This window comes from Tissierellales bacterium (assembly GCA_035301805.1).
In the GTDB taxonomy this organism is placed as follows: Bacteria; Bacillota; Clostridia; order Tissierellales; family DATGTQ01; genus DATGTQ01.
Map to the genome: position 1 here is coordinate 49,886 of DATGTQ010000188.1, position 26,755 is coordinate 76,640.

Annotated in this window: 22 protein-coding genes; 1 reads left to right on the plus strand and 21 read right to left on the minus strand. The window is 29.5% G+C overall.

Annotated elements, in window-relative coordinates:
* Positions 1–24: 24 nt before the first annotated feature.
* From nifJ to VK071_09780, 20 genes are all read right to left on the minus strand, one after another.
* Positions 25–3,549: a pyruvate:ferredoxin (flavodoxin) oxidoreductase gene (nifJ, locus tag VK071_09685; protein HLR35576.1), complete on the minus strand. Its 3,525-nt coding sequence runs from the start codon at positions 3,547–3,549 to the stop codon at positions 25–27.
* 141 nt (positions 3,550–3,690) lie between these two features.
* Positions 3,691–6,054, minus strand: coding sequence for a phosphoenolpyruvate synthase (gene ppsA / locus VK071_09690; protein HLR35577.1), 2,364 nt, complete (start codon positions 6,052–6,054; stop codon positions 3,691–3,693).
* Between the two features lie 198 nt (positions 6,055–6,252).
* The gene (locus tag VK071_09695; protein HLR35578.1) at positions 6,253–7,617 is read right to left on the minus strand and encodes a L,D-transpeptidase; all 1,365 of its coding nucleotides are present in this window, start codon (positions 7,615–7,617) and stop codon (positions 6,253–6,255) included.
* Between the two features lie 187 nt (positions 7,618–7,804).
* Positions 7,805–8,446: an arginase family protein gene (locus VK071_09700; GenBank protein HLR35579.1), complete on the minus strand. Its 642-nt coding sequence runs from the start codon at positions 8,444–8,446 to the stop codon at positions 7,805–7,807.
* A 389-nt stretch (positions 8,447–8,835) separates the two neighbouring features.
* Positions 8,836–9,000, minus strand: coding sequence for a hypothetical protein (locus VK071_09705; protein ID HLR35580.1), 165 nt, complete (start codon positions 8,998–9,000; stop codon positions 8,836–8,838).
* Positions 9,001–9,067: 67 nt separating this feature from the next.
* The gene (locus VK071_09710) at positions 9,068–9,610 is read right to left on the minus strand and encodes a class IV adenylate cyclase (protein ID HLR35581.1); all 543 of its coding nucleotides are present in this window, start codon (positions 9,608–9,610) and stop codon (positions 9,068–9,070) included.
* A complete protein-coding gene (nagA, locus tag VK071_09715; protein HLR35582.1) occupies positions 9,595–10,755 on the minus strand; it encodes an N-acetylglucosamine-6-phosphate deacetylase in 1,161 nt (386 codons plus the stop codon). Before nagA ends, VK071_09710 begins: the two co-directional genes overlap by 16 nt.
* A 17-nt stretch (positions 10,756–10,772) precedes the next feature.
* A complete protein-coding gene (gene nagB, locus VK071_09720) occupies positions 10,773–11,507 on the minus strand; it encodes a glucosamine-6-phosphate deaminase (protein ID HLR35583.1) in 735 nt (244 codons plus the stop codon).
* 19 nt (positions 11,508–11,526) lie between these two features.
* Positions 11,527–12,210 carry a metallophosphoesterase gene (locus VK071_09725; GenBank protein HLR35584.1) on the minus strand — a complete coding sequence of 228 codons (684 nt, stop codon included), beginning with the start codon at positions 12,208–12,210 and terminating at the stop codon, positions 11,527–11,529.
* Positions 12,211–12,298: 88 nt separating this feature from the next.
* A complete protein-coding gene (locus tag VK071_09730; GenBank protein HLR35585.1) occupies positions 12,299–15,031 on the minus strand; it encodes an AAA family ATPase in 2,733 nt (910 codons plus the stop codon).
* A complete protein-coding gene (locus VK071_09735) occupies positions 15,025–16,128 on the minus strand; it encodes a DNA repair exonuclease (GenBank protein ID HLR35586.1) in 1,104 nt (367 codons plus the stop codon). The genes VK071_09730 and VK071_09735 overlap by 7 nt, the downstream gene beginning before the upstream one ends.
* Positions 16,129–16,175: 47 nt before the next feature.
* Positions 16,176–16,655, minus strand: a complete 480-nt coding sequence (locus VK071_09740; GenBank protein ID HLR35587.1) for a PTS glucose transporter subunit IIA — start codon at positions 16,653–16,655, stop codon at positions 16,176–16,178.
* Between the two features lie 26 nt (positions 16,656–16,681).
* Positions 16,682–17,530, minus strand: a complete 849-nt coding sequence (locus VK071_09745) for a MurR/RpiR family transcriptional regulator (protein ID HLR35588.1) — start codon at positions 17,528–17,530, stop codon at positions 16,682–16,684.
* Between the two features lie 15 nt (positions 17,531–17,545).
* Positions 17,546–18,592, minus strand: a complete 1,047-nt coding sequence (locus VK071_09750; GenBank protein HLR35589.1) for a MupG family TIM beta-alpha barrel fold protein — start codon at positions 18,590–18,592, stop codon at positions 17,546–17,548.
* A gap of 70 nt (positions 18,593–18,662) precedes the next feature.
* A complete protein-coding gene (locus tag VK071_09755; protein HLR35590.1) occupies positions 18,663–20,024 on the minus strand; it encodes a PTS transporter subunit EIIC in 1,362 nt (453 codons plus the stop codon).
* A gap of 33 nt (positions 20,025–20,057) precedes the next feature.
* Positions 20,058–20,954, minus strand: coding sequence for an N-acetylmuramic acid 6-phosphate etherase (murQ, locus tag VK071_09760; GenBank protein HLR35591.1), 897 nt, complete (start codon positions 20,952–20,954; stop codon positions 20,058–20,060).
* Between the two features lie 170 nt (positions 20,955–21,124).
* A complete protein-coding gene (locus VK071_09765) occupies positions 21,125–22,057 on the minus strand; it encodes a DUF5700 domain-containing putative Zn-dependent protease (protein HLR35592.1) in 933 nt (310 codons plus the stop codon).
* A gap of 83 nt (positions 22,058–22,140) precedes the next feature.
* A complete protein-coding gene (locus tag VK071_09770) occupies positions 22,141–23,013 on the minus strand; it encodes a patatin family protein (protein HLR35593.1) in 873 nt (290 codons plus the stop codon).
* 461 nt (positions 23,014–23,474) lie between these two features.
* Positions 23,475–23,936, minus strand: coding sequence for a ribonuclease H-like YkuK family protein (locus tag VK071_09775; GenBank protein HLR35594.1), 462 nt, complete (start codon positions 23,934–23,936; stop codon positions 23,475–23,477).
* A gap of 255 nt (positions 23,937–24,191) precedes the next feature.
* Positions 24,192–24,374 carry a hypothetical protein gene (locus VK071_09780; protein HLR35595.1) on the minus strand — a complete coding sequence of 61 codons (183 nt, stop codon included), beginning with the start codon at positions 24,372–24,374 and terminating at the stop codon, positions 24,192–24,194.
* An 82-nt stretch (positions 24,375–24,456) separates the two neighbouring features.
* Here VK071_09780 and VK071_09785 point away from each other — a divergent pair, with 82 nt between their 5' ends.
* Entirely contained in the window at positions 24,457–24,936 is a 480-nt protein-coding gene (locus VK071_09785) for a superoxide dismutase family protein (protein HLR35596.1), read from the plus strand.
* A 184-nt stretch (positions 24,937–25,120) separates the two neighbouring features.
* Here VK071_09785 and VK071_09790 read toward each other — a convergent pair whose 3' ends face one another.
* Positions 25,121–26,644 carry a hypothetical protein gene (locus VK071_09790; GenBank protein HLR35597.1) on the minus strand — a complete coding sequence of 508 codons (1,524 nt, stop codon included), beginning with the start codon at positions 26,642–26,644 and terminating at the stop codon, positions 25,121–25,123.
* Positions 26,645–26,755: the final 111 nt, after the last annotated feature.

Sequence of the window (26,755 nt, forward strand, 5' to 3'; positions counted from 1 at the left end):
AAATGGGAGTAGATTTCTCTACTCTCATTTTATTTCTGCCATATTTTTATAGATTTCATATCTTTCTTTGGCATCCTTTTCTGCCTTCTCATACAATTCTTCTGCTAACTCTGGGAATGTACGTTGCAACTGGGAATACCTTACTTCTCCTAATAAAAATTCTTTCAGAGATTCTTTTGGTTCTTTAGAATCTAGTACAAAAGGATTTTTTCCCTCTTCTTTTAATTTTGGGTCATATCTATATAGATGCCAATATCCAGATTCTACAGCTTTCTTTTCCTGTTTAACAGTTTTACCCATTCCCACTTTTATACCATGACTTACACAAGGTGCATAAGCTATTATTAAAGAAGGCCCATTATAATTTTCTGCTTCTACAATAGTTTTTATTGTATGGTTCATATTTGCACCTAAAGATACTTGGGCTACATAAACATATCCATAAGTCATAGCCATTCTACCTAAATCTTTCTTTTTAGTTCTTTTCCCTGCCGAAGCAAATTTAGCTGCCGAGGCTGTAGGAGTCGCCTTTGATGCCTGACCCCCAGTATTAGAGTATACTTCCGTATCAAAAACTAAAATATTTACATCTTCATTTTTAGAAAGTACATGATCTAATCCTCCATATCCTATATCGTAAGCCCAGCCATCTCCACCTACTATCCATTGACTCTTCTTAACTAAGAAATCCTTTCTTTTAAGAATTTCTTTTACTATAAAGTTATCTTTATACTCATCTTTACTTAATATATTAACTAGTCTTTCAGATACTTCTTTAGATTTTTCTCCATCATCTATTGATTCTATCCACTCTTTAAATATTTGACTACATTCTTCACTAATATTAGATTCTATTCCTTCCTCCATTAATTCCTTTAGCTTTTGCCTTATTTGTTTTGTTGCTAAATAAATTCCAAATCCAAATTCTGCATTATCCTCAAATAATGAATTTGCCCAAGCTGGTCCTTTTCCACCATGGGTAGTAGTATATGGAATACTTGGAGCACTAGCTCCCCATATTGAAGAACAGCCTGTAGCGTTGGCAATAATGGCCCTATCCCCATATAGTTGAGTAACTAGTTTTAAATAGGCAGTTTCTCCACATCCTGCACAGGCTCCATGAAATTCAAGTAAAGGCTTTGAAAATTGGCTTCCCTTTAACATTGTCTTTTTCATTAAATTATCTTTGTAGATAATATTATTTGCAGCATACTCCCAATTTTCTTCTTGTCTTTCTATTTCTTTTTCAGCCTTAACCATTACTAAAGCCTTTCCAGGTGCTGGACAAATATCAGCACAGTTTCCACATCCTGTACAATCAAGAGGGCTTACCTGTATCCTATATTCTAAACCTTCTAGCCCTTTTCCCACAGCTTTCTTAGTCTCAAAGGTTTCTGGAGCATTTCTTTTTTCCTCTTCATCTAGTAAGAATGGCCTAATAACTGCATGAGGACAAATGTAGGAACATTGATTACATTGAATACATTTATCTGTTTGCCATTGAGGAACCATAACAGCAATTCCTCTTTTCTCATAGGCTGTAGTTCCCATGGGAAATGTTCCATCTTCCATACTTTGAAAGGCACTAGTTGGAAGCTGATCTCCTTCTAGTTTGGCCATTGGTCGTTGAATTTTCTTTACAAATTTTGGTTCATCCTTTATTTCTTCCTTTTCTTCTTCTAAATCTCCCCAAGTATCAGGGACATTAACTTTTACTAATGCATTTATTCCCTCATCTACCGCTTTATAATTCATGTCTACAACCTTTGAACCCTTTTTACCATAGGTTTTGTTTATAAACTCTTTTAAATACTTTACTGCATCATCTAAAGGTATTACTTTAGCTAGCTTAAAAAATGCAGCCTGCATTATCATATTTATCCTAGTACCTAACCCTATTTCCTGAGCAATGTCCTCTGCATCTATTATATAAAAGTCTATATTGTTATCTTTTATATACTTCTTTAGCTTATTAGGTAGTTTTTCTTCTAATTCTTCTTCTTTCCAAGGAGAGTTTAAAACAAAAGTACCACCCTTTTTTAATCCTTTTAAAATATCATAATGATATATATAGGATTTATTGTGACAGGAAATATAGTCTGATTCATAAACTAAATAAGTCGATTTTATAGGGCTTTCTCCAAACCTCAGATGAGAAACTGTAGTTCCACCTGATTTTTTACTGTCATAGGAAAAATAACCTTGAGCATATAATGGTGTATTATCCCCTATTATTTTTATTGCCATTTTATTTGCTCCTACCGTCCCATCAGAACCTAATCCCCAAAATTTACATCTAATAGTCCCTTTAGGTGAAGTATCAATAGATTCTTTCGTATCTAAAGAGTTATTAGTAATATCATCAACAATACCTATAGTAAAATTATTCTTAGGTTCAGATTTATTTAAATTTTCATATACTGCTATTATTTGTTCTGGAGTAGTATCCTTTGAACCTAATCCATATCTTCCTCCTACAATTAATGGCTTAATATCCGTATCATAAAATAAATTTCTTACATCTAAATACAAAGGTTCACCTAAAGAACCAGACTCTTTAGTTCTATCTAATACAGCTACTTTCTTAACTGTACTAGGAAGTACATCAAGGAAATGTTTCTTAGAAAAAGGTCGATATAATCGAACCTTTATTAATCCTACTTTTTCTCCCTTATTATTCAGATAGTCTATAACTTCCTCGATAGTTTGACATACTGAACCCATAGCTACAATAATATTTTCCGCATTTTCATGACCATAATAATTGAAAGGCTTATAGTCACTTCCTGTAATTTTATTTATTTCGTTCATATAATTTTCTACTATATTTGGAATCTCCTCATAGTGGGGATTTGATACTTCCATTCCTTGAAAATAAATGTCTGGATTTTGGGCTGTACCTCTAACCACTGGTCTTTCTGGATTTAAGGATCTATTTCTAAATTCATCTACTTTCTCTTTATCTAATAACTTTTCTAATTCTTCATATTCAATTACTTCTATTTTTTGTATTTCGTGACTAGTTCTAAATCCATCGAAAAAATGTAAAAAAGGTACCTTCCCTTTAATAGCGGACAAATGAGCAACTCCTGCTAAATCCATAGTCTCTTGAACACTACCTGAACAAAGTAATGCAAAACCAGTTTGCCTTGTGGCCATAACATCTTGATGATCTCCGAAAATACTTAAGGCGTGAGTTGCTAATGCCCTAGCAGAAACATGAAATACTGCTGGCAAAAGTTCTCCTGCCATTTTATACATATTTGGTATCATAAGAAGTAGACCTTGAGAAGCGGTATAAGTAGTAGTTAATGCTCCTCCTTGCAAAGAACCATGGACGGTTCCTGCTGCCCCTGCTTCTGATTGCATTTCTTCCACTCTTACTTTTTGTCCAAAAATATTTTTTCTCCCTTGATTAGACCATACATCCACTAATTCTGCCATTGTAGATGATGGAGTAATTGGATATATAGCTGCAACTTCAGTAAAAGCATAAGATATATAAGCTGCTGCTTCATTTCCATCCATAGTTTTCATTTTCCTAGTCATAGCATCCCTCCATAATTATTTTCTACATCTTAGTATTTTACAAATTTAAATATTAATACATGAAAAAACCTTATGTTCTGAAACATAAGGTTTTTATTTGGGATCTATATCTATATATTAATTTTATATAAAATATCTAATTTATTTAAAATCTCTAATCTTTTTCAAGATCATTCTTTGTTCTACTGCTGCGACGGCTCTTCTTGTATTGGCAACAGTATCAGGGTTTACACTCATACTGTCTATTCCTTCTTCAACTAGGAACTCAGCAAATTCTGGATATTGTGATGGTCCCTGACCACAGATAGAAATAGTTTTACCATATTTATGGGCTGCTTTTATAAGTATAGATATTGCCCTTTTTACTGCCTCGTTTCTTTCGTCAAAGTATCCCATAGTGTTTAATATACCTGAATCTCTATCTGCTCCCATTACAAGTTGAGTTAAATCATTACTTCCAATACTAAATCCATCAACTAGTTGAGCAAATTCTTCAGCTTGGAATACTACTGATGGTACCTCTGCCATTATCCATATCTTAAAATCATTCCCTTGTTCTAAGCCTTCTTCAGCCATTATTTCTTTTACTTTTTCTAGTTCCCAAGTAGTTCTCACAAAAGGCAACATTGCCCATACGTTTGTAAGTCCATATTCATCTCTTACTTTTTTCATTGCTCTACATTCTAATCTAAATCCTTCTTCATATTCTGGTGAGATATATCTTGAAACACCTCTCCAGCCTATCATTGGATTATTTTCTATTGGTTCTACTTCTTCCCCGCCTTTGAGTCCTCTAAATTCATTTGTTCTGAAATCACTTAATCTAACTACTATAGGCTTTGGATATATTTCTTGAGCTACCATTGTAATTCCTTCTGCCATTTTATCTATTAGTAGCTGTCCTTGCCCAGTTTTAACTAGATACATTGGATGAGCTCCAACCATGTTTGAAAAAATAAATTCTGTCCTCATTAATCCTATACCATCAAAAGGTAAATGCTTATACCTATCAATAATTGTTGGTTCTCCAAGATTCATATATATTTTTGTTGCTGTTACTGGTGCTAATTGATGAATTATCTCTTCTGATATTACGGTACCTTGAGAAACCTTTGTTTCTTCTTTTTCCTTCTTTTCCTCTTGTAAAACTTTCCCTTCATAAACTACTCCCCTAGTAGCGTCTACTGTTATTATCATACACTCTTTTAATACTTCCGTTGCAGTCTTAGCACCAACTATACATGGTATTCCTAATTCCCTAGAAACTATAGCAGCATGACAAGTTCTTCCCCCTTCATCTGTTACAACAGCACTAGCCCTCTTCATAGCAGGAACCATATCTGGGTTAGTCATTACTGTAACCAATATATCTCCTTCTTGGACTTTTTCGATTTCTGAAATATCATCTATTCTTCTTACTTCCCCACTAGCTAATCCGGGAGATGCTGGCAATCCTCTAACTAACATTTTTAATTCTTCTTTATCTACCATACTCTCTTCTTCCCCCTTTACTTCTTTCAAAGTAGTAATTGGTCTTGATTGAAGTATATATAGATTTTTTGTATCTTCATCGAAAGCCCATTCAATATCTTGAGATTTCTTATACATGTTCTCTATTTTTATACCGTAATCACTTAATTTAACTATTTCATCATCTGTTAAACATTGTTCATTTATCTTTTCTGGACCTATTATATCTCCTACATTACCTTCAATTGTTCCTATACTATTTTGTTTTTTAACTATCATAACAGTTTTTTCTGCTATATGTTTTTCTATTATTTCCTTATTCTCTTTACTTACAATATATTCATCTGGAGTAACATTTCCGCCTACTATTGCCTCCCCTAATCCCCAACTTGCATTAATCATTAACTCATCTATATTACAGTTAACTGGATTAGCTGTAAACATCACTCCTGATTTTTCACTATTTATCATCTTTTGTACTACTACACTTAAGGCTACATCAAAATGATCAAAACCTTGAGTTTCTCTATAATATACAGCCCTTGCAGTCCATAAAGATGCCCAGCATTTTTTAGCATGTTCCAACACTGCATCTGCACCACTTATATGTAAATAAGTATCTTGTTGTCCAGCAAAAGACGCTTCTGGCAAATCTTCAGCCGTTGCTGAACTTCTTATGGCTACAAAAGGTTCTTCTATTTTTATTTTTTCGCTAAATTCTTTATAGGCTGATATTATTTCTTCTCTTAATTCTTCTGGAATTTCTACTTCTTTTATCATTTTTCTAACATCAGCACTTATTTTGTGTAATTCAGCTGAATCTTCCACATCTAAATTATCTATTTTTTCCTTTATATTATCTTCTAAGTTTGCCAGTTTAATAAATCTTGTATAAGCATCAGCGGTTATACAAAATCCAGGTGGTACATCTACACCATTTTGTGTCAGTTCTCCTAAATTTGCTCCTTTTCCTCCTACTATTAGTATATCATTTTTATCGATATGGTTAAACCACTTAATATACTCATATTTCATTAATTAAACCCCCTTTATGACTTTTATGAGTATATTGTATCACACATATATAAATTATGCTATACTAATTCAGTATTTTTTAAAAATTGTACGAATAGTGCATGGAACAACATAACGTAATTATGGCATTCTAAGCTATTCAAACATTTTAATTTATTCTATACATATGGACCTTTAGTATAACATACCTTTTTATAATTATTTTATTACAATAATAGCTGTATCATTAGGATCTGCCCATTCATAGATAAATTTAGCACTACTGGTGTAATTTCTTACACATTTATGAGATCTTGGCATTGTGCCTATTGTGAATAAATACTCTTTCATTCCTGGATCTACCTTTTCTCCATTTTTAATAACATAGTCTATTGGAACTCCATGAATATAGGCTCCCTGTGCAAACCTTACAGCATATGGGGCATAACCTGCTAATTCTTTTCCCTTATTATCCGAATAATAAAATCTCTCTTTTTTCTCTTGCACTTTAAATTTTCCTTCAGGGGTTTCATAAGCCCGTTCTCCTCTAGCTCCTGTAGTAGCTAAACCATAAGATATCATGGTCCATTTTCCATTTCTTTTTTCAAAAACTCCTTGATTCTGATTGGTAACATCTACTACTACTGTTTTATTTAAACTATCTAAATTATTATCAAGTGAAATATAATTTTTAGGTATCCAATATTCTCCTTCATAATCTAAAGCCTTTACCTTATAATAATCCTTTGCATTCTCCAGTATTAAAACTATCATTCCATCTGGAAAATATCTAAAATTAGATAGATCATTTAAATCCCCATAAGCTGGTGCACTTTGATAAGCTTGCATACCATATTGATCTAAAGCTTTATTATTAATTAAAGGTGGTGAACCGTTTACATCTTTGTAGTTTGAAATATATGCAAATTCATTATTACTTAAAACCTCTTCAAGGTGTAAAATCGAATTATACATATGGTCAAATCTAAACCTTCTTAAAGCTCCTTCACTTTCTGGCATATATCCACTATGACTGGTTCCATTGTCATCAGTCCAAGCTAAGTTAATCCACCTATTAGAATTAGTAGCCCCAATAGCATCTCCTTTAACCTCATTCAATGCTTTAATCTTTTCAAAATAACTGGCCTCCCCTAGTACCTTTGATTGGAAGGAGGGATTTTCATAAATATTTGCTTTTTCTTTAGTAATTAAAAAATATTCTTCTGGCATTAAATATTTATCATATTTTATATCTATATTAAATCTATAATTTTCTTGTTCATTAAAATCCTTTGTTAAAGCTAAATTTGATAGTTTAGAGTTTATATCATCGTTATCAGTGTAGGGAGGATTTAATAAGTAGTCTATATTCTTTTTCTTTTGGATATTATCTGTCATTTTTATATCTTCTTTTATTTCTATAAAATTTATATCTGGCTCTAAAGATTTTTCATCTAATTCTGTTAGTTCATCATTTATTTCAGCCTCCTCTTTCTCTACTTTAGGTTTAACCGGCTTTTTAGGGCCACAGGCAGTAAATAGTAGGCAAATTAAAATAATAGATAGTAATTTAAGTTTCTTCATTTAAAACGTTTCACCTCATTTTCATAATAAAAATTCTTAGTTTTATTATTCCTCGAAGGTAGAAATAAATACAAAATTAACAAAATAAAATCCTGCTATTCGGGATTTTATTTTAACTATGCACTATACTTTTCACAAATTTCTTCATTAAAACCACTTATTAAAAATCTAATATATTATTAAAATTCTATTGATTATTTTTAATTAATTCTTTTAAAATCATACTATTAGCTTTATTATTCATTTCTTTTGCCTTTAAGCTTTTTAGTAAAAAGGCTTCTGCTGGATTAAAAGTATATTCCCCACAAACATCTACACCATAAATATTTTTATATTTATTAATGTGCTGGACTATATCCATTAACTGCCTAAGCCTCATACTTCCTTGATCCCAGTTTACTAAAACATCAGAATTACATAATACATCTTTGTCTATACTAATATAGACATTAGACGTCGGTATTTTAGAGATTATATCCTTTTTAATTTTTTCATTCTCTAATACATTACCTTGTAAAATTTCATCTTTTAGAACAGTTGATACCTTCATGTTTAAACATGAAGGTATAGCTTCTGTCAAGTCTTTTCTTACGCCAATAATAATTACTTTTTTAAGCATAGAAATACTATCAATAGCTTCTAAAACCCATGAACCACAGGATAAAATTGATTCATGAATAGGCTTTATCATATCTGTATGGTGATCAAATAGTATTAGGGTAAAAGGTATTTTAATCTCTGACATTAATAAGTAGGTTACATAATGGTAGTTTCCACTACCTATAAAGGTTATGCCCTTATTCTTTCTTCTCTTTAATCTTTCGTGGATAGTTTTTAACGACCCTAATTCGCAGTATCTATTTGTGTTTCAAACATCTGAAAGATTGATCCATTCATAATCAGCCTTATGAAAAAAATCTTGAGTCTCATATACATGGTCGAAATTTAAAATTGTAATTAAATCATCCATTCTATTACATCTCCTTTAGATGTTAAAAAATTTGTATTTCTAATATTTACAATAGTGCAAATTAAGATTCCTATCACTGCTATAAAAAACATTACTATGCTATACCATAACCTTTCCCTCCTGATATGTATTCTAAAATATTATATAATATATCAAATAGGCATGTCCAAATCAGTTTTATTAATATAAACATCCGACTTTCTTCCTATATAAAGAAAAAAACACAGTAGAAAAACTACCATGTTTTTTTAAAATATGCCACCTGTAAGTAATAGTACTAAGAATATAAGCATTAAAACATCATCGGAACCCTTGCCAATTGAGCCAAATCCCCCATCTCCCATTAACAATATTACTAAAAATATGATGATTAATAAATTCTCATCAAAATCCTTAAAAATATCTTGAAGCATGGTAAAACCTCCTCATAAAAAGTCTTACTTTATCTTATTCATAAGAAGGTTTTTCGTGACATAAATTTTACTTTTCTAATTCTTTTCTTAAATCAACAATAGATTTAGTTGTAATTTGTTCTTTATCAATATTTAATAACCTTATAGCTTTATCTAGGTCTTCTTTCTTCTTTACTTCTATTTCCATATAGGTATATGGGTAAATTTTTTCATCCCATGTATCTATGTCAAATCTTATGTCATTATATACATAAGAAATTCTTTCTTTATATCCTTCCTCAACAACTTCATAACCTAGTCTATTTAGAATATAAATTAAAGTTTTCTTATTACTTATAAAAGTATTGGCTTCTATATTTTCTCTAATGCCTTCTCTAGAAATATTCTCTTTTAATGTAAAAATAATTTGTTCTTCACCATTATCTAAATTTTTAGTTTCCCTAATTCTTAAATAACTATCTAATTCATTTTCTATATTTTTAGTTTTTGTATCTATTAAAGTGTTTATTTGTTCTTCCTTTACTAGATATTTAGCTCCTATAGAAACCAATCTTTCTTCCATTTCCTTTTTGTCAATATTTAAAACTTTAACTTCTAATTCTTTAGCCATGTAATATTGCCTCCCACAATACCAGCTTCTACATTTATATTTTCATCAAATATTATTAAATCTGCATCCTTACCTACTTCAATACTACCTTTTCTATCATCAATTTTAATAGCCTTTGCAGGATTTAAACTAGCCATACGAACAGCTTGGTGGGTTGGAATATTCAACCACTTAATCATATTATATACTGCATCTCTTAAATTAAGAGTAGAACCAGCTAAAGAACCATTTTCTAATCTAGCAGCCCCTTCTTTTACAAAAACTTTCTGTCCTCCTAATTCATATTCTCCGTTTTCTAATCCTGCTGCCCTCATAGCATCTGAAACCAGTACAATTTTATCTATACCTTTCATTTTTATAGCCATTAATGTAGCGGCATCATGTAAATGGATTCTATCATTTATTAATTCACAGTATACCCTTTCATCCGTTAACGATACACCTATTATACCAGGCTCTCTGTGAGAAAAACTTCTCATACCGTTATATAGATGGGTAGCAATAGTAACTCCATTATCAACTCCCTTTTTAGCCTCATTAAAAGTAGCATTACTATGGGCCATAGCTACCATTACATTTTCTGATTTCAAATAAGATATAAGTGAATCTGCACCTTTTAATTCTGGTGCTAAGGAAACCATTTTTAAACTTCCTTTAGCTAATTCATTATATTTTTTCATTCCTTCTAAATATGGATCTTTAATATATTCCTTTGGTTGAGCTCCCTTTTTCAATAAATTAAAGAATGGTCCTTCCAAATGAATCCCTAATACTTGTGCCCTATCATTTTTATTTTTATACTCTTGCAAATTAACTATTGCTTTTTCTATATTTTCATCTGATGAAGTAATAATTGTGCCTAAAGTAGAGATAACACCATTTTTAAAATGGAATTTAGTCATTTCATCAATAGCCCCTTCAGTAGCATCCATAAAGTCATAACCAGAGTTTCCATGGTTATGAATATCTATAAAACCTGGAGCTAAAAAATTGTTTTCTCCATCTATTATTTCACTATAGTATTCATCATTAATTTTATCTTCAGGAATAATCTTCTTAATAATACCCTCTTCTATCAATAAGGCATGTTCAAAAATAATTTCATAAGGGGTTATAACCCTTACATTTTTAATTAACTTTCTCAATTATGACACCACCTATTTTATTCATTGTGTTCTGAAGCTGCCTCTTCATCAAGTATTACTGTTACATCTGGGTGTAATAACAACATAGTTGCAGGTATTGCAGTAGTTGTATATTCTTCTTTTAATAATTCTTTAATAACTTGAGCCTTATTCTTTCCACTGGCTAATAAAATTATCTTTTTAGCTTTCATAATACTTCCTAGTCCCATTGTAATAGCAGTCGTTGGTACCTCTTCTATAGAATCAAAAAATCTTGAATTAGCATTTATAGTTGATTCTGTTAACCCAGTTACATGAGTGCCTAAAGTTAATTCTTCCGCTGGTTCATTAAATGCAATATGTCCATTTTCCCCAATTCCCAATATTTGCAAATCAATTCCACCAAGTTCTTCAATTCCTTTATCATAATTCTTACAATATTCTTCTATATCTTCTGCCTCTCCATTAGGTACATGGGTATTTTCTTTTTCAATATTAATATGATTAAAAAGATTTTCTTCCATATATACATGATAACTATTTGGATGTTCTGGAGATAATCCTATATATTCATCTAAATTGAAAGTTGTAACCTTTGAAAAATCTAAATTTTCTTCTTTATACATTTTAATAAGTTCTTCATAAGTTCCTACAGGAGTACTACCTGTTGCTAAACCCAAAATCAAATTTGGTTTTTTATTTATTTCCTCTTTTATAATTTCTGCAGTTTTTTTACTAAGTCCATCATAATCTTTTTCAATAATTACTTTCATTGTTATTTCCTCCTTAATTTTAAATTATTACTTTTGGCATAAAATTAATATAATCACTTGCTACACAATGAAACTCAACTCCTTCTACTTCACCTTCTACAGCATATTTATGGCCTTCTGCATGTAAGTGTCCGTAAATACATATATCCACATTGTATTTTTTCATTATATCCACAAATTCATTAGGCTTCAACTTTGAATTAAAAGGTGGATAATGTAAAAGAACAATTTTTTTATCAATAGTTCTATCTATAGAAGATAAAGATAAATCTAATCTAATAAGCTCCCTTCTAAATACTTTTTCATCATGGGCATCAAAATCTTCCGAACCTTTTGATGCCCATCCTCTACTACCTGCTATTCCTATTTTATTATATACAAAACTATTATTCTGTAAAAAATTAATAGTTTCTAAATTTAAACCGTTCATTTTCTTTAAACCTTGCCACCAATAATCATGATTACCCTTAGACATTATTTTTTTTCCTGGAAGCTCATCTATTCTCTTTAAGTCCTCATAACTATCCTCTAGCTTCATAGCCCAAGAAATATCACCAGGAACCAAAACTAAATCATCTTCTCTTACGAGTTTTTCCCAGCTATCAAAGATTTTTTCTTCGTGGTTTATCCATTCACTACCAAATACATCCATAGGTTTTTCCTTTCGGAAATCTAAATGTAAATCACCTATAGCATATATCATCAAATCACCTCAATTAATCTTAAACCTTAACTTCAACTATCAAGTGGCTTAAATTACAGTTTTATAAAGGTTCATGTATCACATTAAGTTATATTTCTATAAGATTATAATCTATATTTAATTCTTCTAAAATTTCTCCTTCTCTTTCATGACATGTAAATAAAATCACCTGTCTTTCCTTGCTTTTTTCTCCTAATAGCTCTAAAACATTGGTAAGCCTTTTACTATCATATTGAATAAAACAGTCATCTAATATTAATGGAATCTTCCTTTCAGTTATAATATCAATTATTGCAAATCTTGTAGCAAAATACAATTGATCAATTGTACCTCCACTTAAACTATGAATATTTTTAATTTCTCCATTCTCTGGTTCTACTGCTACAATATCTATACTTTGGTTAATCTTAATATTATCATACTTATTTGTTATCTTTTGGACTAAATGACTAACTTCTTTATTTAAAGTTGGGGCAAACTCTTTATGCACATTTTTAGATATATCTTCTATTGTATCTTTTGCTAAATTAATAGAGGCTAATTTATCTTCATAATATTTTTTCTCTATCTTTAAACTTTCTATTTTTTCATCTATTTCTACTAAAGGTGTAAATTCACCAGATTTTAAAAAAGTACTTTCTTCTAATTTTGCTATATTAATTTTTTTACTGTTTATATCGTCTTCTATTTCCTTAAAGTCCTTCTTTAAACTCTCTATATCTTCCATACTTAAATTATTTTCTATACTTAAATTATTTCCTTTAATTTCAGCTTTTAAATCTTCAAATTTCTCATTATCTAATGTTTTTTCTAGATTTAAATAATTTAATTTTAAGCTCCCATTTATCTTATCTAATTTCTCTTTATTATTTAATCCTTCTTTAAACTCTTCTAAACTACTAGAATTATTTTTTTCTAATAAAAAGTTCATTTTATTTAATATAATAATTTTATCCTCTCTATCTTCTTTTAAATTATCAGTATATCCTTTCTCATCCTTAATTTTATAATTTAATTTGTTTTGTAAATCTATGTATTCTTTATATTCTTTTTTAATATTTTTAATATCTTCTATATTATAGTCTTCTTTTATATTAAATAATTTCTTATATTTCTCAGTCTCCTTTTTCAACCTTTCTATACTAGAATGTAGTTCTTTCTTATTCCAGTTTAGCTTTTCTATTTCTTTAAATTTTCTATCTATATTTACACTACTTTCATAGTTCTCAGAATATAACTGTTTTAATTCTTTCCTTGTTTTACATTTATATTTAAATAATAGACTCTCTAATTTTTTATTAATTTCTTGAACTTTATTGTCTATTTCTTTATTAGAATTTTCAATTAAACTAATTTGATTCTTAATCTTTTCTCCTTCTTTCATTATATTACCCTTAGAAATTAGGGTATAAACTAAGCCCATAGCAAAAGGTATAGATATGAAAAACATTATAGGAACTATAAAACCCAATCCTATTGGAATAATAGTTAGTAATAAAAATATAATGAACATTTTATTTTTCTTTTCCATTTCTTCAGTAAAAGTTTCCTCTTTATCTTTTAATATAAAAAGATTATTTTTATCTTTACTAAATTCTAGCTTATCCTTTTTTCTTTCCATATCTTCATAATAGTAAATATCTTCACCTAAATCCTTTAACTTTTCTTCATCTACGTCAACACCTAGGCTTTCTAACTCTTTTAATCTTTGATCAATTTTATTTATTTCCTTTTGAAGGGTTAGTAGTTCTTTAAAATATTCACTTATATTTTCCATTTCTTCTTCTTTTATATTTCTATACCTATACAGACCTTCCATATTTTTTTCTAAGATTTTAATTTCACTTTTTGTTTTATTTAAATTATCTTTCCATTTAACTATATTCTTTTTCAATTGTTTTACTTGATTATCTATAGGGAGAAGTTCTTCATAATCTTCAAAACTTAGGTTAGAATATTCTTTTAGTTCTTTTTTCTCTTTTTCTAAGCTATCTATTTTATTTTTTATTTTAACTGCTTTGTTGTATTTTATAATTTTTTGATTTTTTTCTATTTCAGCTATTTTAAAAGTAATTTCTCTTTTATTATTTCTTAAAACTTCCATTTCATCTTTAGCTAATTTAAGGTTCTTCCCTATTTCTAGCATTTCATTGTGTAATTCAATAGCCTTTTCTCTTTCAATGTATAAGTTTTCTAATTCTATAATTAATTGACCATAGGGAGAAGTTGTTCTTCTTTCTGTACCTATCTCGTCTTTTTTAAAATCTAAGAAACTTAGTGCATTTTTTATTGAAATATCTTCATCTAAACTTCCACCTAAGTTGGCTAAACTATCTTTTACTTCTTTTGCTAAGTTTTCATCCGTTTTACTTCTTAATTGTTCAATATTAATAGTATTGTTGTAAATTACTGAGCTATTTATTCCTAATAAAAATGGTCCTGGTAGTGGAAGTCTAGTTACTTTATCATATTCTAAAAAATGGGTTAAATCATCACCAGTAATATCATCATACATCTTAACTTCGTCATTCTTTTTTAAAAAATTTCGTTCAATCCTATAAATATTTCCATCTAATTCGTATTTTAGAGTTCCTCTATATTCACTAAAAAACCAGGGAAGATATCTGTCATAATCTTTACTATATCTTTTCACCTTAGTATAGGGCCTAAAATAGCCATAAAACATACCTTCAATAAATTTATGTACTGTCGTCTTACCTACTTCATTCTTCCCATAAATTATATTAATTCCATCTTCCAATTTAATAATCTTATTTTTAAATTTTCCAAATCCAATTAAATTTAATTCATTAATTAACAAGTAACCACCTTCTCCTGTAAAAGTGACTCTAAACCCATGTATAAGGCTTCTCTCACAATGGGATCTTGTAAATCTTTCTCTTCCATTTTTTCAATGAAAATTCCTATCACATTATCCCTATTATCCTCTTTAAGTCTTTCCAGATCATAGTCTAAAACAGTATTGTCAATAACTTCTACATAATAAAATTCACTAGCTAAATAACTTTTTAACTCTTTTATATCTAATTTTATATCCCTATCAATTAACCCAGTTAATATAATTCTATATAAGTCTTTTTCCTTATTTTCTTTTTTATCACAATTAATAATAGATTCTATAACTTCATCATAATTCATTAAACTATCTATATTAATTTCTTTTATTTGAAATTGTCTTTTACTAAAATTTATTAGTTCTAAATTTACTTTTGACTTATCGACTATACCTTCTATTATTCCATGAACCCCAGTTTCTCCAAAATCTAAAGGCTCTGGACTACCACAATAAGCTATTTTTTCTGATATTAATTTAGGCTTATGTATATGACCTAGGGCAATATAGTTAAAGCCTATAGATACTAATTTATTTTTGTCTAAAGGTAAATAGTTTGATTCACTATTAGTCAAATCTCCATGGATAAGTAATATATTTGTTTTATTTGGATCTAAATCTTGAAACTCTAAAAAATCACTAGATTTATATTCATTCTTTTCCCAGCTAAATCCCCAAATTACAGTATTTAATTCTTGAAACTCAAACTTTTCTATATTTTTATTTCCAAAAATATAAACATTCTCTGGCCATTCGATTAATTCATACAGAGAGCTTTTCTTTAATGTATCATGATTACCTGTAGATATAATTATTTTTGTATCATTTAAAGTAAGAAAACTATCTCTCAGTCTTCTTATATCCCCTAAATTAAAAACATCTTCTTCAAAAATATCTCCTGTAATGAATAAAAAATCTACTGAATTTTCTTTTCCTCTATTAATAATTCTTTTAAATGTTTCCCACAATTCCATTCTTCGATTTTTCCCTACTGTTCCATGAAAACTTGCACTTTTAAACTGGGAACCTAGATGTAAATCCCCTGTGTGTATAAATTTAATCATGACATTCCTCCTTAGCCTAAGAATTTAAAACCCACAAAATGTGGGTTTTAAATTTTTGCCTTCATCAAAATATCTTTTCCCTTTTCTATTTTACCATTAAATTTATCTAAATCTTTAACTATATCCATATTAGTAATTATTATAGGACTAATTACCTGTTTACTTTGAGCTTTAATATAGTCAATATCAAATTTTAAAAGAATATCACCTTTTTTTACTTTTTGATTCTCTTTTACTAACCTTTCAAAGCCTTCTCCTTTTAAATCTACTGTATCTAAACCTACATGTATTAAAAGTTCTAAACCGCCTTTTGTTCTTAAGCCTATAGCATGGTTTGTTGGAAAAAGACTTACTATTTCTCCATCAAAAGGTGCAGTTACAACTCCTTCTGTTGGTTCAATTCCCAAACCATCACCTACCATTTTTTCAGAAAACACTTTATCTGGTACATCTTCAATATCTATTATTGTTCCAGTCATCGGTGCTATAATCTCTACTGACTTTTCTTTTTTAAAAAAATTAAACATTGCATCTCCTTCTTTCTTGATTTTTTCTAAACTTTGAAATCATCTACAATCATTCTAGTTTTCTTTAGATGCTCTGAAACTAAATTGAAATCCTCCCTTGCTATACCTACAAAAAGCATGTCTATAACAGTTAGTTGGGCTATCCTTGACGATATGGCCCCTAATCTTAAGTTCTTTTCTATATTACCTACAAATAGCCTAATATCAGAGATATTGCTAATAGGATTTTCTCCAAATTTAGTTATAGATATAGTAGCGGCTCCTTCCTCTTTAGCTTTACTCATTGATTTTAAGACTTCCAGAGTTCTTCCACTATAAGATATACCAACAGCAATATCATCCTTTGAAATATGGACTGCTGATGCCATCTGGGTATGACCATCTAAATAAAAAATAGCATTCCTATTTATTCTCATTAATTTATACTGAAAATCCATAGCGACTATTCCAGAAGCTCCCATCCCAAATATATAAATATTTTCAGCCTCTTCTAATGCTTTTATTGCCCTTTCCATTTCTTTCCCATCTAATAATTTCTTTGTTTTTTCTATTGATGTTATATTTTCTAAAGCTATTTTATCCATAACTTCTTCAATTGTATCATCTATTGTTACATCTTCATAAACAATATTTTTGTTATTTTCTAAATCCGCTGTATTTTTTATTAATTCCACTTTAAATTCTTGAAATCCATTAAAGCCCATTCTTTGACAAAATCTCACAACACTAGATGGGCTAGTCTCTGAATATTTGGCTAAATCATAAGTGGAAAGATTATATACTTTTTCAGGATATGATAAAACATAATTAGCTATTTTTCTCTCCGAATTAGTTAACTGATTTTTTACTTCATTAATTTTTACAAATAGACTCATTTCTCTCCTCCAATATTAGTCCTCAAATAAGATAAATTTAAATTTTTCTCCTGGTTTTAATCTATCAATTAATATAGCACCTCTATCCCCATTACCAACTACATTTATTCTAGAATCAGTTTCTAGGCTTTCTAATAATATTTCTAATTCACCTTCATATCTACTATATCCTTCATTGTCTATTGTAACAGAATATTTCTTTCTTTGTAATCCATTATTTTTTGGACTAATTTTTCCCTTTTTAATTAATCTTGATTCTTGTGAACGTATTGCAAGGGCTCCTGGGTCTTCCCTATTAGTATGAACTTCTTTTAACAAATCTAATTCTATATCACTTAGGTCTTTATTAATCTTTAACGGTATCAATTTAAGATCTTCCTTAATAAGAGATAAATCTTTAAGCTCTTTATCGGAGGCCATGGCATCTCCTATTACTACATAGTCTACCCCTAAATCCAATAAATGCTGAGCACTAACTATAGGAAGAATCTCTCTATGCATTTCCATAGTAGGTAATCCTTCATATACAGGTCCTCTTCTTATGTGATTAGAAGATATAAAAGCCATAGTTTTCACACCATATTGGTTAAAAAGCTTATTTTTTTCTATAAATAATTCTTCTGAAATACCTGTACCTTTCCTAGGATAAAAGTTATGACAAGCATTTATTTTATTTATATCCCCACCATATTTTTTGAAATCCTTAATTTGTTCTTCTGAAAATGTAGTTGCATTTACTGATATACCAAAACCACATTTTTGGGACATTAAGGCAGCTTCCTTAATAGTAAAACCATAATCTAATCTTAAATAATCTATTTTATGTTTTTCTATATCTAATTTATCAAAGTATCCCTTTGATATATCCATAATTGTAGTCATATCTCTCTTAGAACATTCTTCTAAAATAGTTTCAAAATCTTTTTCAAAGTTTTCATCTACTTCTGGTATGTGAGCTGATGAAAATACTGTTTTAATTCCTAATTTAGATGCCCTATCAATATAATCAATAATATCCTCAACTTTATTATCCATTCCAGCATATACAGAAATTCCTAACATTTACATACCCTCCTCTCAAAGTATTATAGGTGCCCCTAAGAGGCACCTATAATTTTATCATATATCTTAATTATTCATCAACAGGATCGTCCCAACCAAGTAATAATGTAGCTATAAATCCTCCTACATAAGCACCAACAATACCTAGTAGGAATTTTCCAGCACCTTGTTCTATTAGTAAAGTCAATGGCAGACCAGAAACACCCATACTTACTGCCCCAACTTTAAAAGGTGCTACAATTGCTCCACCAACAGCTCCACCTATACATGCTCCTATGAAAGGTTTTCCTAATGGTAAAGTAACACCATAGATTAAAGGTTCACCTACCCCTAATATTCCAACAGGTAAAGCACTTGCTGCTGTCTTCTTAAGTCTTTGATTTTTTGTTCTCATATAAACTGCAAAACTAGCTCCTACTTGCCCTGCACCAGCCATTGCAAGAATTGGAAGTAATGTGGTTACTCCATAAGAGTCTATTAAAGATTGATGTATTGGTGATAGTCCTTGATGTAACCCTAACATAACTAACGGTAAGAATGTTCCGCCTAATAATGCTCCTGTTATAGGTCCACCTGTTTCAATTATTTTAGTTACTCCATTACCTATACCATCTGCAATAAGTCCACCTAAAGGTTGTAATACAAGTACTGCAGCAAAACCTCCAATTAATATTGTTAATAACGGGTTTAATATTAGTTCAAGTACATCTGGCAGTACTTTCCTTAATTTTTTCTCTACCCAGGATGCGAACCAAACTACTAGTAATACAGAAATTATTCCTCCACGACCTGGTACTAGTGGTTTTCCAAAAAGCTCTACTCCTTCTAGTACTGGCGATATTGTTATACCACCCATTAAACCACCTATTGCTATTGAACTGCCAAATACTCTAGCTGCAGTCATACCCACCATAATCGCTAAATAGCCAAATACTGCACCTGAAAATGCTGCTAATAATCCTGTAATATTTGGGCTTATATTTATCCTACTTGCAACTGAATCTAGCTGTAAAATATTGTTAATACCCATTATAAGACCTGAACCAATAAATGCTGGAATTAATGGCATAAATATTTGCGCAATTTTATTAAATCCTTCACCAGTTATTTGGTATTGCTCTTTAGCCTGTTTTTTAACTGCTGCTGCGTCGCCATTTTCTACAACGTCTTCAACTTTAATAGATGTTGTAGCCCTAATTTCGTCAGATACTTTATTTGCTGTTCCGGGACCAACAACTACTTGTACTGTAGAACCTGATTCTATTACACCCATAATGCCATCAGTTTCTTCTAGTTCTTTTTTGTTAACAAGAGATGGATCCTTTAATTTGACCCTTAACCTTGTCATACAGTTTTCAAAAGTGATAATGTTTTCCTCTCCACCAATGTTCTTAAGAATTGATTGAGAGATTCTTTTAATTTTATTACTCATGTTTCTCCCCCTTTTCTTTATTATTAAAAAAGCTTAACTTTCTTCAATTGCCCTCCTTAGGTATCCCTGATTTTTTTCTAGTAATACCCTTCCTTCTTCAACGGAAAGTCCTGTTTTAATTAATAGAATAGCTAATTTAACATTATATTCTGTTTTTTCTAAATATTCAGTTGCTATAGTATTTGATACCCCAGTTGCTAGAGAAACTAACTTTTTGGATCTCTCTATTAGTTTTAAGTTTTGGGCTACTACATCAACCATTAAATTTTCATACACTTTGCCGAGCTTAATCATGGAACCTGTTGTTAGCATATTTAGTACCATTTTTTGCGAAGTTCCAGATTTTAGCCTTGTAGAACCAGAAATTACTTCAGGCCCTACTATAGGAGCAATTGATAAGTTAGCTATTTTTGACATTTTTGAATTTGGATTATTAGTTATACTAATAGTATATGCACCTATACTATTGCCATATTCTAAACCTCCAATAGTATATGGAGTTCTTCCACTGGCTGCAATTCCTACGATAACATCTTTGGAACTAAAATCCATATTTTTTAAATCTTCAGAGGCAAGTTCCTTATTGTCTTCAGCTCCTTCTACTGCTTCAAAAATAGCTTTATGACCACCTGCTATAAGACCTTGAACTAAATCTTTGGATACTCCAAAGGTTGGTGGACATTCTGAAGCATCTAATATTCCTAATCGTCCACTAGTTCCTGCACCAATATAAATTAATCTTCCACCTTTAGACAATTTATTTGAAATAATATCAATTGCCTTTGCAATAGCAGGTAATTCTTTTTCAACTGCATAGGCTACTTTCTTATCTTCGGCATTAATGATTTCCACCATTTCAATAGTTGAAACATTATCTATGTTTTTTGTATCTGGATTAATTTCTTCAGTAATAATTTTATTATACTCCATATAGCCATATCACCATTCTTTCTGTCTATACTTTTAATTTTTTTCTGTTCTTGTGTAGAATTATATCATTTTTGAAACAACATTTCAATAGTTTTTAATAAATATGGAACGTTATTTCTTTATAGTATAAAAGACCTATTACAATTGGAATAGGTCTAAGGTGTCCTCTGTTATATAGTAAGTAGCCATTTATCAATGTCCTTTCTAAAACCAGTTGTAATTTTTTTCTCCTTACATATGAAAACATATTCTTTTATTATTTTTTTATAATTATAATTAATAGTCCACTCATCTAAAATATATATTCCTTTATTTTCATATAAAATCCTTATAATCTTATATCCAAGAACGTATACATCTAAGCTTGCTATTAATTGGTAGTTAGGTCTCCCATTTTTTATAGATAATAAAACCTTATCTAAATCCCCGAAAGCTTCCTGTGATAATATTAGTTTTCTCCTCGTTAAGGTTTCAATAGGGTCATCTTTGGACAATTTAACTCCATGTTGTATTAAACAAGCTATACCTTCTTCAAATATCCTTCCTAAAGTTTCAAACATTGGTTTTTCGTTATCCATGTTCATTTTTAGGATTAAGTAAAATTTTTTATACCATTCTAATTTCCTACCATGATATAGTTCATGGGCAAGAACTTTTTCAAATTCTTCCATATTTCCAATATATCTTCCCAAATTAACATATACATTTTTCATAAAAATAGTAAATCCACCATCCTGGCCACCAGCAATAATGTAGATTTTTGGGTTAACAACAACCTTTTCAGGTACAATTTTGTACACTCTTTCTAAAGCATTATTAATAATATTATCTTGATTAGTCTTTATATATTCTATATCTTTTTTTAATAGAGGCAAGTTTTTCTTTAGTAGATAAAAATCATAAGGATCTTTATAATTTTCTTTTAATATAACATTTTTCAATTCATTTTTTAAAATCAAGTTGCTAGTATTTCTCCTTAGTTCTCTCTCATGTTTTATAAAAACTTTTGTCTGATGTAGGCTTATATATTTATTAAAAATTCTCTCATTAAAATAGTTTTTATCTAATAACTGAATAAGAAGTTCAACCCCTTCTAAATTCAACCTTAAACTTTACCCCCTTATTCCATAACAATAATCCTTTCCTTTAAAGTATATTGAACATGTGAATAAGGTATGTTAAGTATTTAAGCTTTCGTCCCTTTTAACCATTTTTTAAATTTGTCCATTTGAAGCATGGCTTCCCTATATCCTTGGTCATATAGTTCTTCAAGTTTTGAAATATCTTTCTCCAGTCTATCTACTTCAAGACTTTTTTCAGGTCTGAATATATATACTTTACCATCTTCTTCGAGCTTATCTATTACATCCAGTAGTAAATTATAACGAATATGTCGTACCTTTATGGCCTCTCTTATTTTAGGATAGTTTTTTAATTTACTTTTGGTAATTAATCCTGATTTTTGTTCAGTTTTTCTATATTCTTTATTTCTCGTTAATATTATTACATTATAGAAATTTCCATCTTTAATAGATTTCTCTATAGGAATAGGATCCACAATTCCACCATCATAATATAACTCTTCATTTATCTCCACTGGTTGGGATATAACTGGTAAACTACTAGATGCTCTAAGAACTGCTTCCATATAATGTTCTGGATCAAAGTCACTTTTTTCAAAATATATAGGTTTTCCTGTTTCACAGTGAGTAACACAAGCCTTAAAAGTCGTTTCGGACTTTTGAAAAGTGTCGTAATCAAAAGGTACTATGTCATTTGGTAAAGCACTATATAAAAAGTCCATATTGAAATAACTTTTATTTTTAATTAAATGTTTAAATCCTGAGTATTCTTTATTCTCTACATAGTCAATAAATACTTTTCTATTTCTCTCCCTTTGTCCAGCTACAAAATTTGCTCCATTACTTGCTCCTGCAGAAACCCCTATTACATAAGGAAATCTAATGTTTTCATCCATAAGAACAGCTAGAACACCAGAAGTATATGAGCCTCTCATACCCCCTCCTTCTAGCACTAACCCTACATTTTCAGCTATCATATCCTATACATCTCCTTTACATGCAACTTAATTAAAATTATACCATATTTTAAATTCCTCAAAGGGTTAATATTAACAACATACTCCCTTCTAGCTCTAGAAATTTAGACTTTCCATAAAATTTCATTAAATATAGCTTATAATAAAAACGAGTTTCTTTTTCATTAATAAAAAAGAAACTCGTAATATAAGTATAATATTTTAAACTGTAATTTATTCTTTATTAAATTATTTGTTTTTCCCTTAAGCTATAGCTTTTTGTGTTTCTCTTCCAATAGTTTTTTCTCATAAGATTTAAAGAACGGGTAATAAACAGCCAACAAAATGAAAAAATTAATCATTGTTAAAACGGCTGGTCTCCAGTCATTAGTTGCTATCACTGCTTTAATCGGTGAAGGCAATGTCCATGATGCCATAACTAACATCTAATTACATGACTTTTATCTTTACATTATAAAATTCTATTTTGAAAACTTATCGGCTATAGAGGATGCTGCATAAGAATTAGGTTTCGTTTCACACTGAAATCCACAAGCTTTTATCCAACCTACTATTTCTGGAATTAGTTTTGAAGTCTGTCCATTCTCTCCAGCATCTACATGTATACTTATATCATAACTTATTTCTTCTTTTTCAAAAACTTCCGATAATTTTGTAGCTATTTCTAAACTAACACTAGTCTCATGTAATAGCTTTTGAGATATATTATTAATGGCTTTAATACGATTAATATCATAAAAGAATATTCCACCTTTTCCTACTCTATGAACTGCTACAACTACTACCATTTTAGTATATCCAAAGTTTTGACTATCAGTACCTACGGATATATTGTAACTGATTTCAGGTTGTTCAGAAATAAAACTTTTTATAATATTAACCATTTCTTCAAAAGATACCTTACCATATGTCGGGCTATACATTTTTCTCCCTACTTTCTAAATTCTCTTTAATCTGCAAATATACATGGTCAATTGATAGGGTTATTATATGTGAATTTATTCTTTAATATTATTTTGACTGGTACTTATTATAATTAAACTCTTCAAAAATTTAATTATAATAAGCTATATATCTATTTTATCTATGACTACTATACTTGTCAATGATTGGTTTTATCTATATTTACAACTAAAAAATGTTATTTAACAAAACAAACTTTTGCAAACATAGATATATTATTTATTATCTTTCTCTAAGCCCTCATTTACATTTTCTTGTTTATCCGTATTATTTTTCTTAATAAATATATTAGACATTTTAATAAGTTTAAAAATTAATATAATAATTAATATTTCCTTTGTAACACCTATTATAAAGCTAAGAATGCCTAAAAAACTAAATGTCCCAAAGTTATCCATGTCTTCTCCTCCTTAATCACTAATACATTATAAACATTTTAGTTGCTATTACATATTATATATAAAAAGGGGGGTATAGTCTATGGATTATTATAATATAGACAATTCGTACGCGAAAATCCAAGGTGGTCCTATTGCGCCTGATTTATTTGGAACAGTATATTTTTATAATGTACCTGGTGGTACGGAAGTATCAGTTGAAGTATGGGGATTACCTAATTATGAACCAGCTACTAATAGCGAAGCCCCTATTGGTCCCTTTGGCTTCCATATTCATGAAAATGGTTCTTGTGAAATAGGAAATCCTGAAAATCCATTTCAAGCAGCTGGAGGTCATTGGAATCCTACAAATCAACCTCACGGAAATCACGCTGGAGATTTTCCTGTTCTATTTTCAAATAATGGTTATGCTAGAATGAGCTTTTTTACAAATAGGTTTAAACCCAGTGATGTTATAGGAAGATCTGTAATTATTCATCAAAATCCTGATGATTATAGGACACAACCTTCAGGAGATGCGGGAAAGAGAATGGCTTGCGGGGTTATATGTAGGCTTTATTGAATAGGAGGCAATCCATATCTAGTGTGTAGATCACAAAAAGAACCCTCTGAATATGGGTTCTTTTTACTCTACCTATTTTGTCGATTTAACCTTGCTATATCATTCCAATTCTTCTTTGTTTATCTCCTTTAACGAATAAACTTCATTAAGCAATTGAAGATCAAATTTTAATCTAGACTTAATCTTACTCATACTGAAATCTAAAATTCACGTTATTTTCCTCACACCATTTTTGTACAGCTATACATAATTTATCATATTCTTCATATACATAAGGATAAAATGGATCACTACTTTGATTTGTTACTGCATAACCTATCTCATATTTTGATAATTCTCTCCCAGTTCTAATAACCCATTCTCTCCGGTTAGAAGTCAAATTATTTGTAAAACTATAATTTGCTGGTGTCATTGTAATATATCTAATTTCCATTGAAAAAAATCGTTTCCCATCAATTTCAATACTCTGAGGAGTTAAAGTAATTTCTTTTGGTAACCGTCTTTTATAGAGATAGTAATTTCCCAGGCATACACTTCCTGGAAACAATACGAAAGAAATAAAAATAAGTATTCTGGCAGAAAACATATTTTCATTATTATGCATATAAGGATCATATAAAAATAAATACCAAAGTCCTATTAATAAACATAATATTATAGAAAAACCAAGAATAACTTTTAGCCATTGCTTTTTTTCTGCTTTCATTATCTCTTCCTTTGGAATAAAGAATTTAGCATCCTCTGAATATTCTTCTAAATGTTTATCCATAGCCGCTTCCCAAGTAACAACATTATTTTCAAAACGTTTTTCAATATATGCTTTTTGAGCTTTCTCTATTTCATTCATAGCATTACTAAAATCTTCTTTTCTAATACACCAACATACCTGATTAATAGGCCTGTGATTTTTTTTAAAAATATTTATTCTCCTAGTGCCAGTGAATTTTTTTTGTATACTATGTTTTTCATTCATTGAATTAAATTGTAAGTATAAAGGATATTCAGCATATACTTTATTTTTTCTTATAAATTGTAAAGTTTCACCTGTAACTTTTATCCTAATGTTACACCAATAAAATGCCCAAAATAAAGAAATAAGAACTATAATTCCAAACAAATACTTATTTAAATTAGTATTTGATATAGTAATATATTTACCTACAATAACCACTAATGCATATGCGAACATACTAAGTAAAAGTATCATTTTAATAAGTTCCAATATCATAAGGGAAACATGGCTATTATAAACTTTATATTCATATGAAGTTAATGAATTTGTTTCGTTTATATTTGTACTAGCTATTTCATCAATAAGCCCTTTCCAACAATTCTGCTTCCTATGTTTTATTAAACTATGTATTCCCATTAAGGACCAAGTACATAAAATGATGATAGCAGATAATATATAATGGGAAACCGGCGATGTTAAATATACTGCTAACCCCCATTCATTTAATGAAATCTTTTCAACTATTATAACCATTATAATCCCAAAAATTTCTCCAATTAACATAGCCATCATCATAGAAAATAGTGACCAAGAAGCAGAAATTTTCCTTTTAAAATAAAGAATGTAGTTAGTCAATAATAATACTGGTAAAAATATAAATAATCTTTTAATAAATATTGAAAATACTAGGATAATCGTTAACCAAATTATTAATATAAGAATTATATTAATGGCCAATCCTTTTTTCTTTGACATTTATTTGCCTCCCATAGTAATTTTATAAGGTTTTCTAATATGCAATAGAATTAAAGTTCTATTCTATATGAATAATTCCTCTTTTTTATGACAAATAGTTAAAATCTTTGT

What these genes read in the sequence shown, in the direction of transcription:
- VK071_09790 (HLR35597.1), bottom strand. Translation starts at nt 26,644, where the DNA reads ATGTCAAAGAAAAAAGGATTGGCCATTAATATAATTCTTATATTAATA.
- VK071_09775 (HLR35594.1), bottom strand. Translation starts at nt 23,936, where the DNA reads ATGTATAGCCCGACATATGGTAAGGTATCTTTTGAAGAAATGGTTAAT.
- ppsA (HLR35577.1), bottom strand. Translation starts at nt 6,054, where the DNA reads ATGAAATATGAGTATATTAAGTGGTTTAACCATATCGATAAAAATGAT.
- VK071_09785 (HLR35596.1), top strand. Translation starts at nt 24,457, where the DNA reads ATGGATTATTATAATATAGACAATTCGTACGCGAAAATCCAAGGTGGT.
- VK071_09755 (HLR35590.1), bottom strand. Translation starts at nt 20,024, where the DNA reads ATGAGTAATAAAATTAAAAGAATCTCTCAATCAATTCTTAAGAACATT.
- VK071_09695 (HLR35578.1), bottom strand. Translation starts at nt 7,617, where the DNA reads ATGAAGAAACTTAAATTACTATCTATTATTTTAATTTGCCTACTATTT.
- VK071_09750 (HLR35589.1), bottom strand. Translation starts at nt 18,592, where the DNA reads ATGTTAGGAATTTCTGTATATGCTGGAATGGATAATAAAGTTGAGGAT.
- VK071_09780 (HLR35595.1), bottom strand. Translation starts at nt 24,374, where the DNA reads ATGGATAACTTTGGGACATTTAGTTTTTTAGGCATTCTTAGCTTTATA.
- VK071_09770 (HLR35593.1), bottom strand. Translation starts at nt 23,013, where the DNA reads ATGATAGCTGAAAATGTAGGGTTAGTGCTAGAAGGAGGGGGTATGAGA.
- VK071_09705 (HLR35580.1), bottom strand. Translation starts at nt 9,000, where the DNA reads ATGCTTCAAGATATTTTTAAGGATTTTGATGAGAATTTATTAATCATC.
- murQ (HLR35591.1), bottom strand. Translation starts at nt 20,954, where the DNA reads ATGGAGTATAATAAAATTATTACTGAAGAAATTAATCCAGATACAAAA.
- VK071_09710 (HLR35581.1), bottom strand. Translation starts at nt 9,610, where the DNA reads ATGGCTAAAGAATTAGAAGTTAAAGTTTTAAATATTGACAAAAAGGAA.
- VK071_09735 (HLR35586.1), bottom strand. Translation starts at nt 16,128, where the DNA reads ATGATTAAATTTATACACACAGGGGATTTACATCTAGGTTCCCAGTTT.
- nagB (HLR35583.1), bottom strand. Translation starts at nt 11,507, where the DNA reads ATGAAAGTAATTATTGAAAAAGATTATGATGGACTTAGTAAAAAAACT.
- VK071_09725 (HLR35584.1), bottom strand. Translation starts at nt 12,210, where the DNA reads ATGATATATGCTATAGGTGATTTACATTTAGATTTCCGAAAGGAAAAA.
- VK071_09745 (HLR35588.1), bottom strand. Translation starts at nt 17,530, where the DNA reads ATGAGTCTATTTGTAAAAATTAATGAAGTAAAAAATCAGTTAACTAAT.
- nifJ (HLR35576.1), bottom strand. Translation starts at nt 3,549, where the DNA reads ATGACTAGGAAAATGAAAACTATGGATGGAAATGAAGCAGCAGCTTAT.
- VK071_09740 (HLR35587.1), bottom strand. Translation starts at nt 16,655, where the DNA reads ATGTTTAATTTTTTTAAAAAAGAAAAGTCAGTAGAGATTATAGCACCG.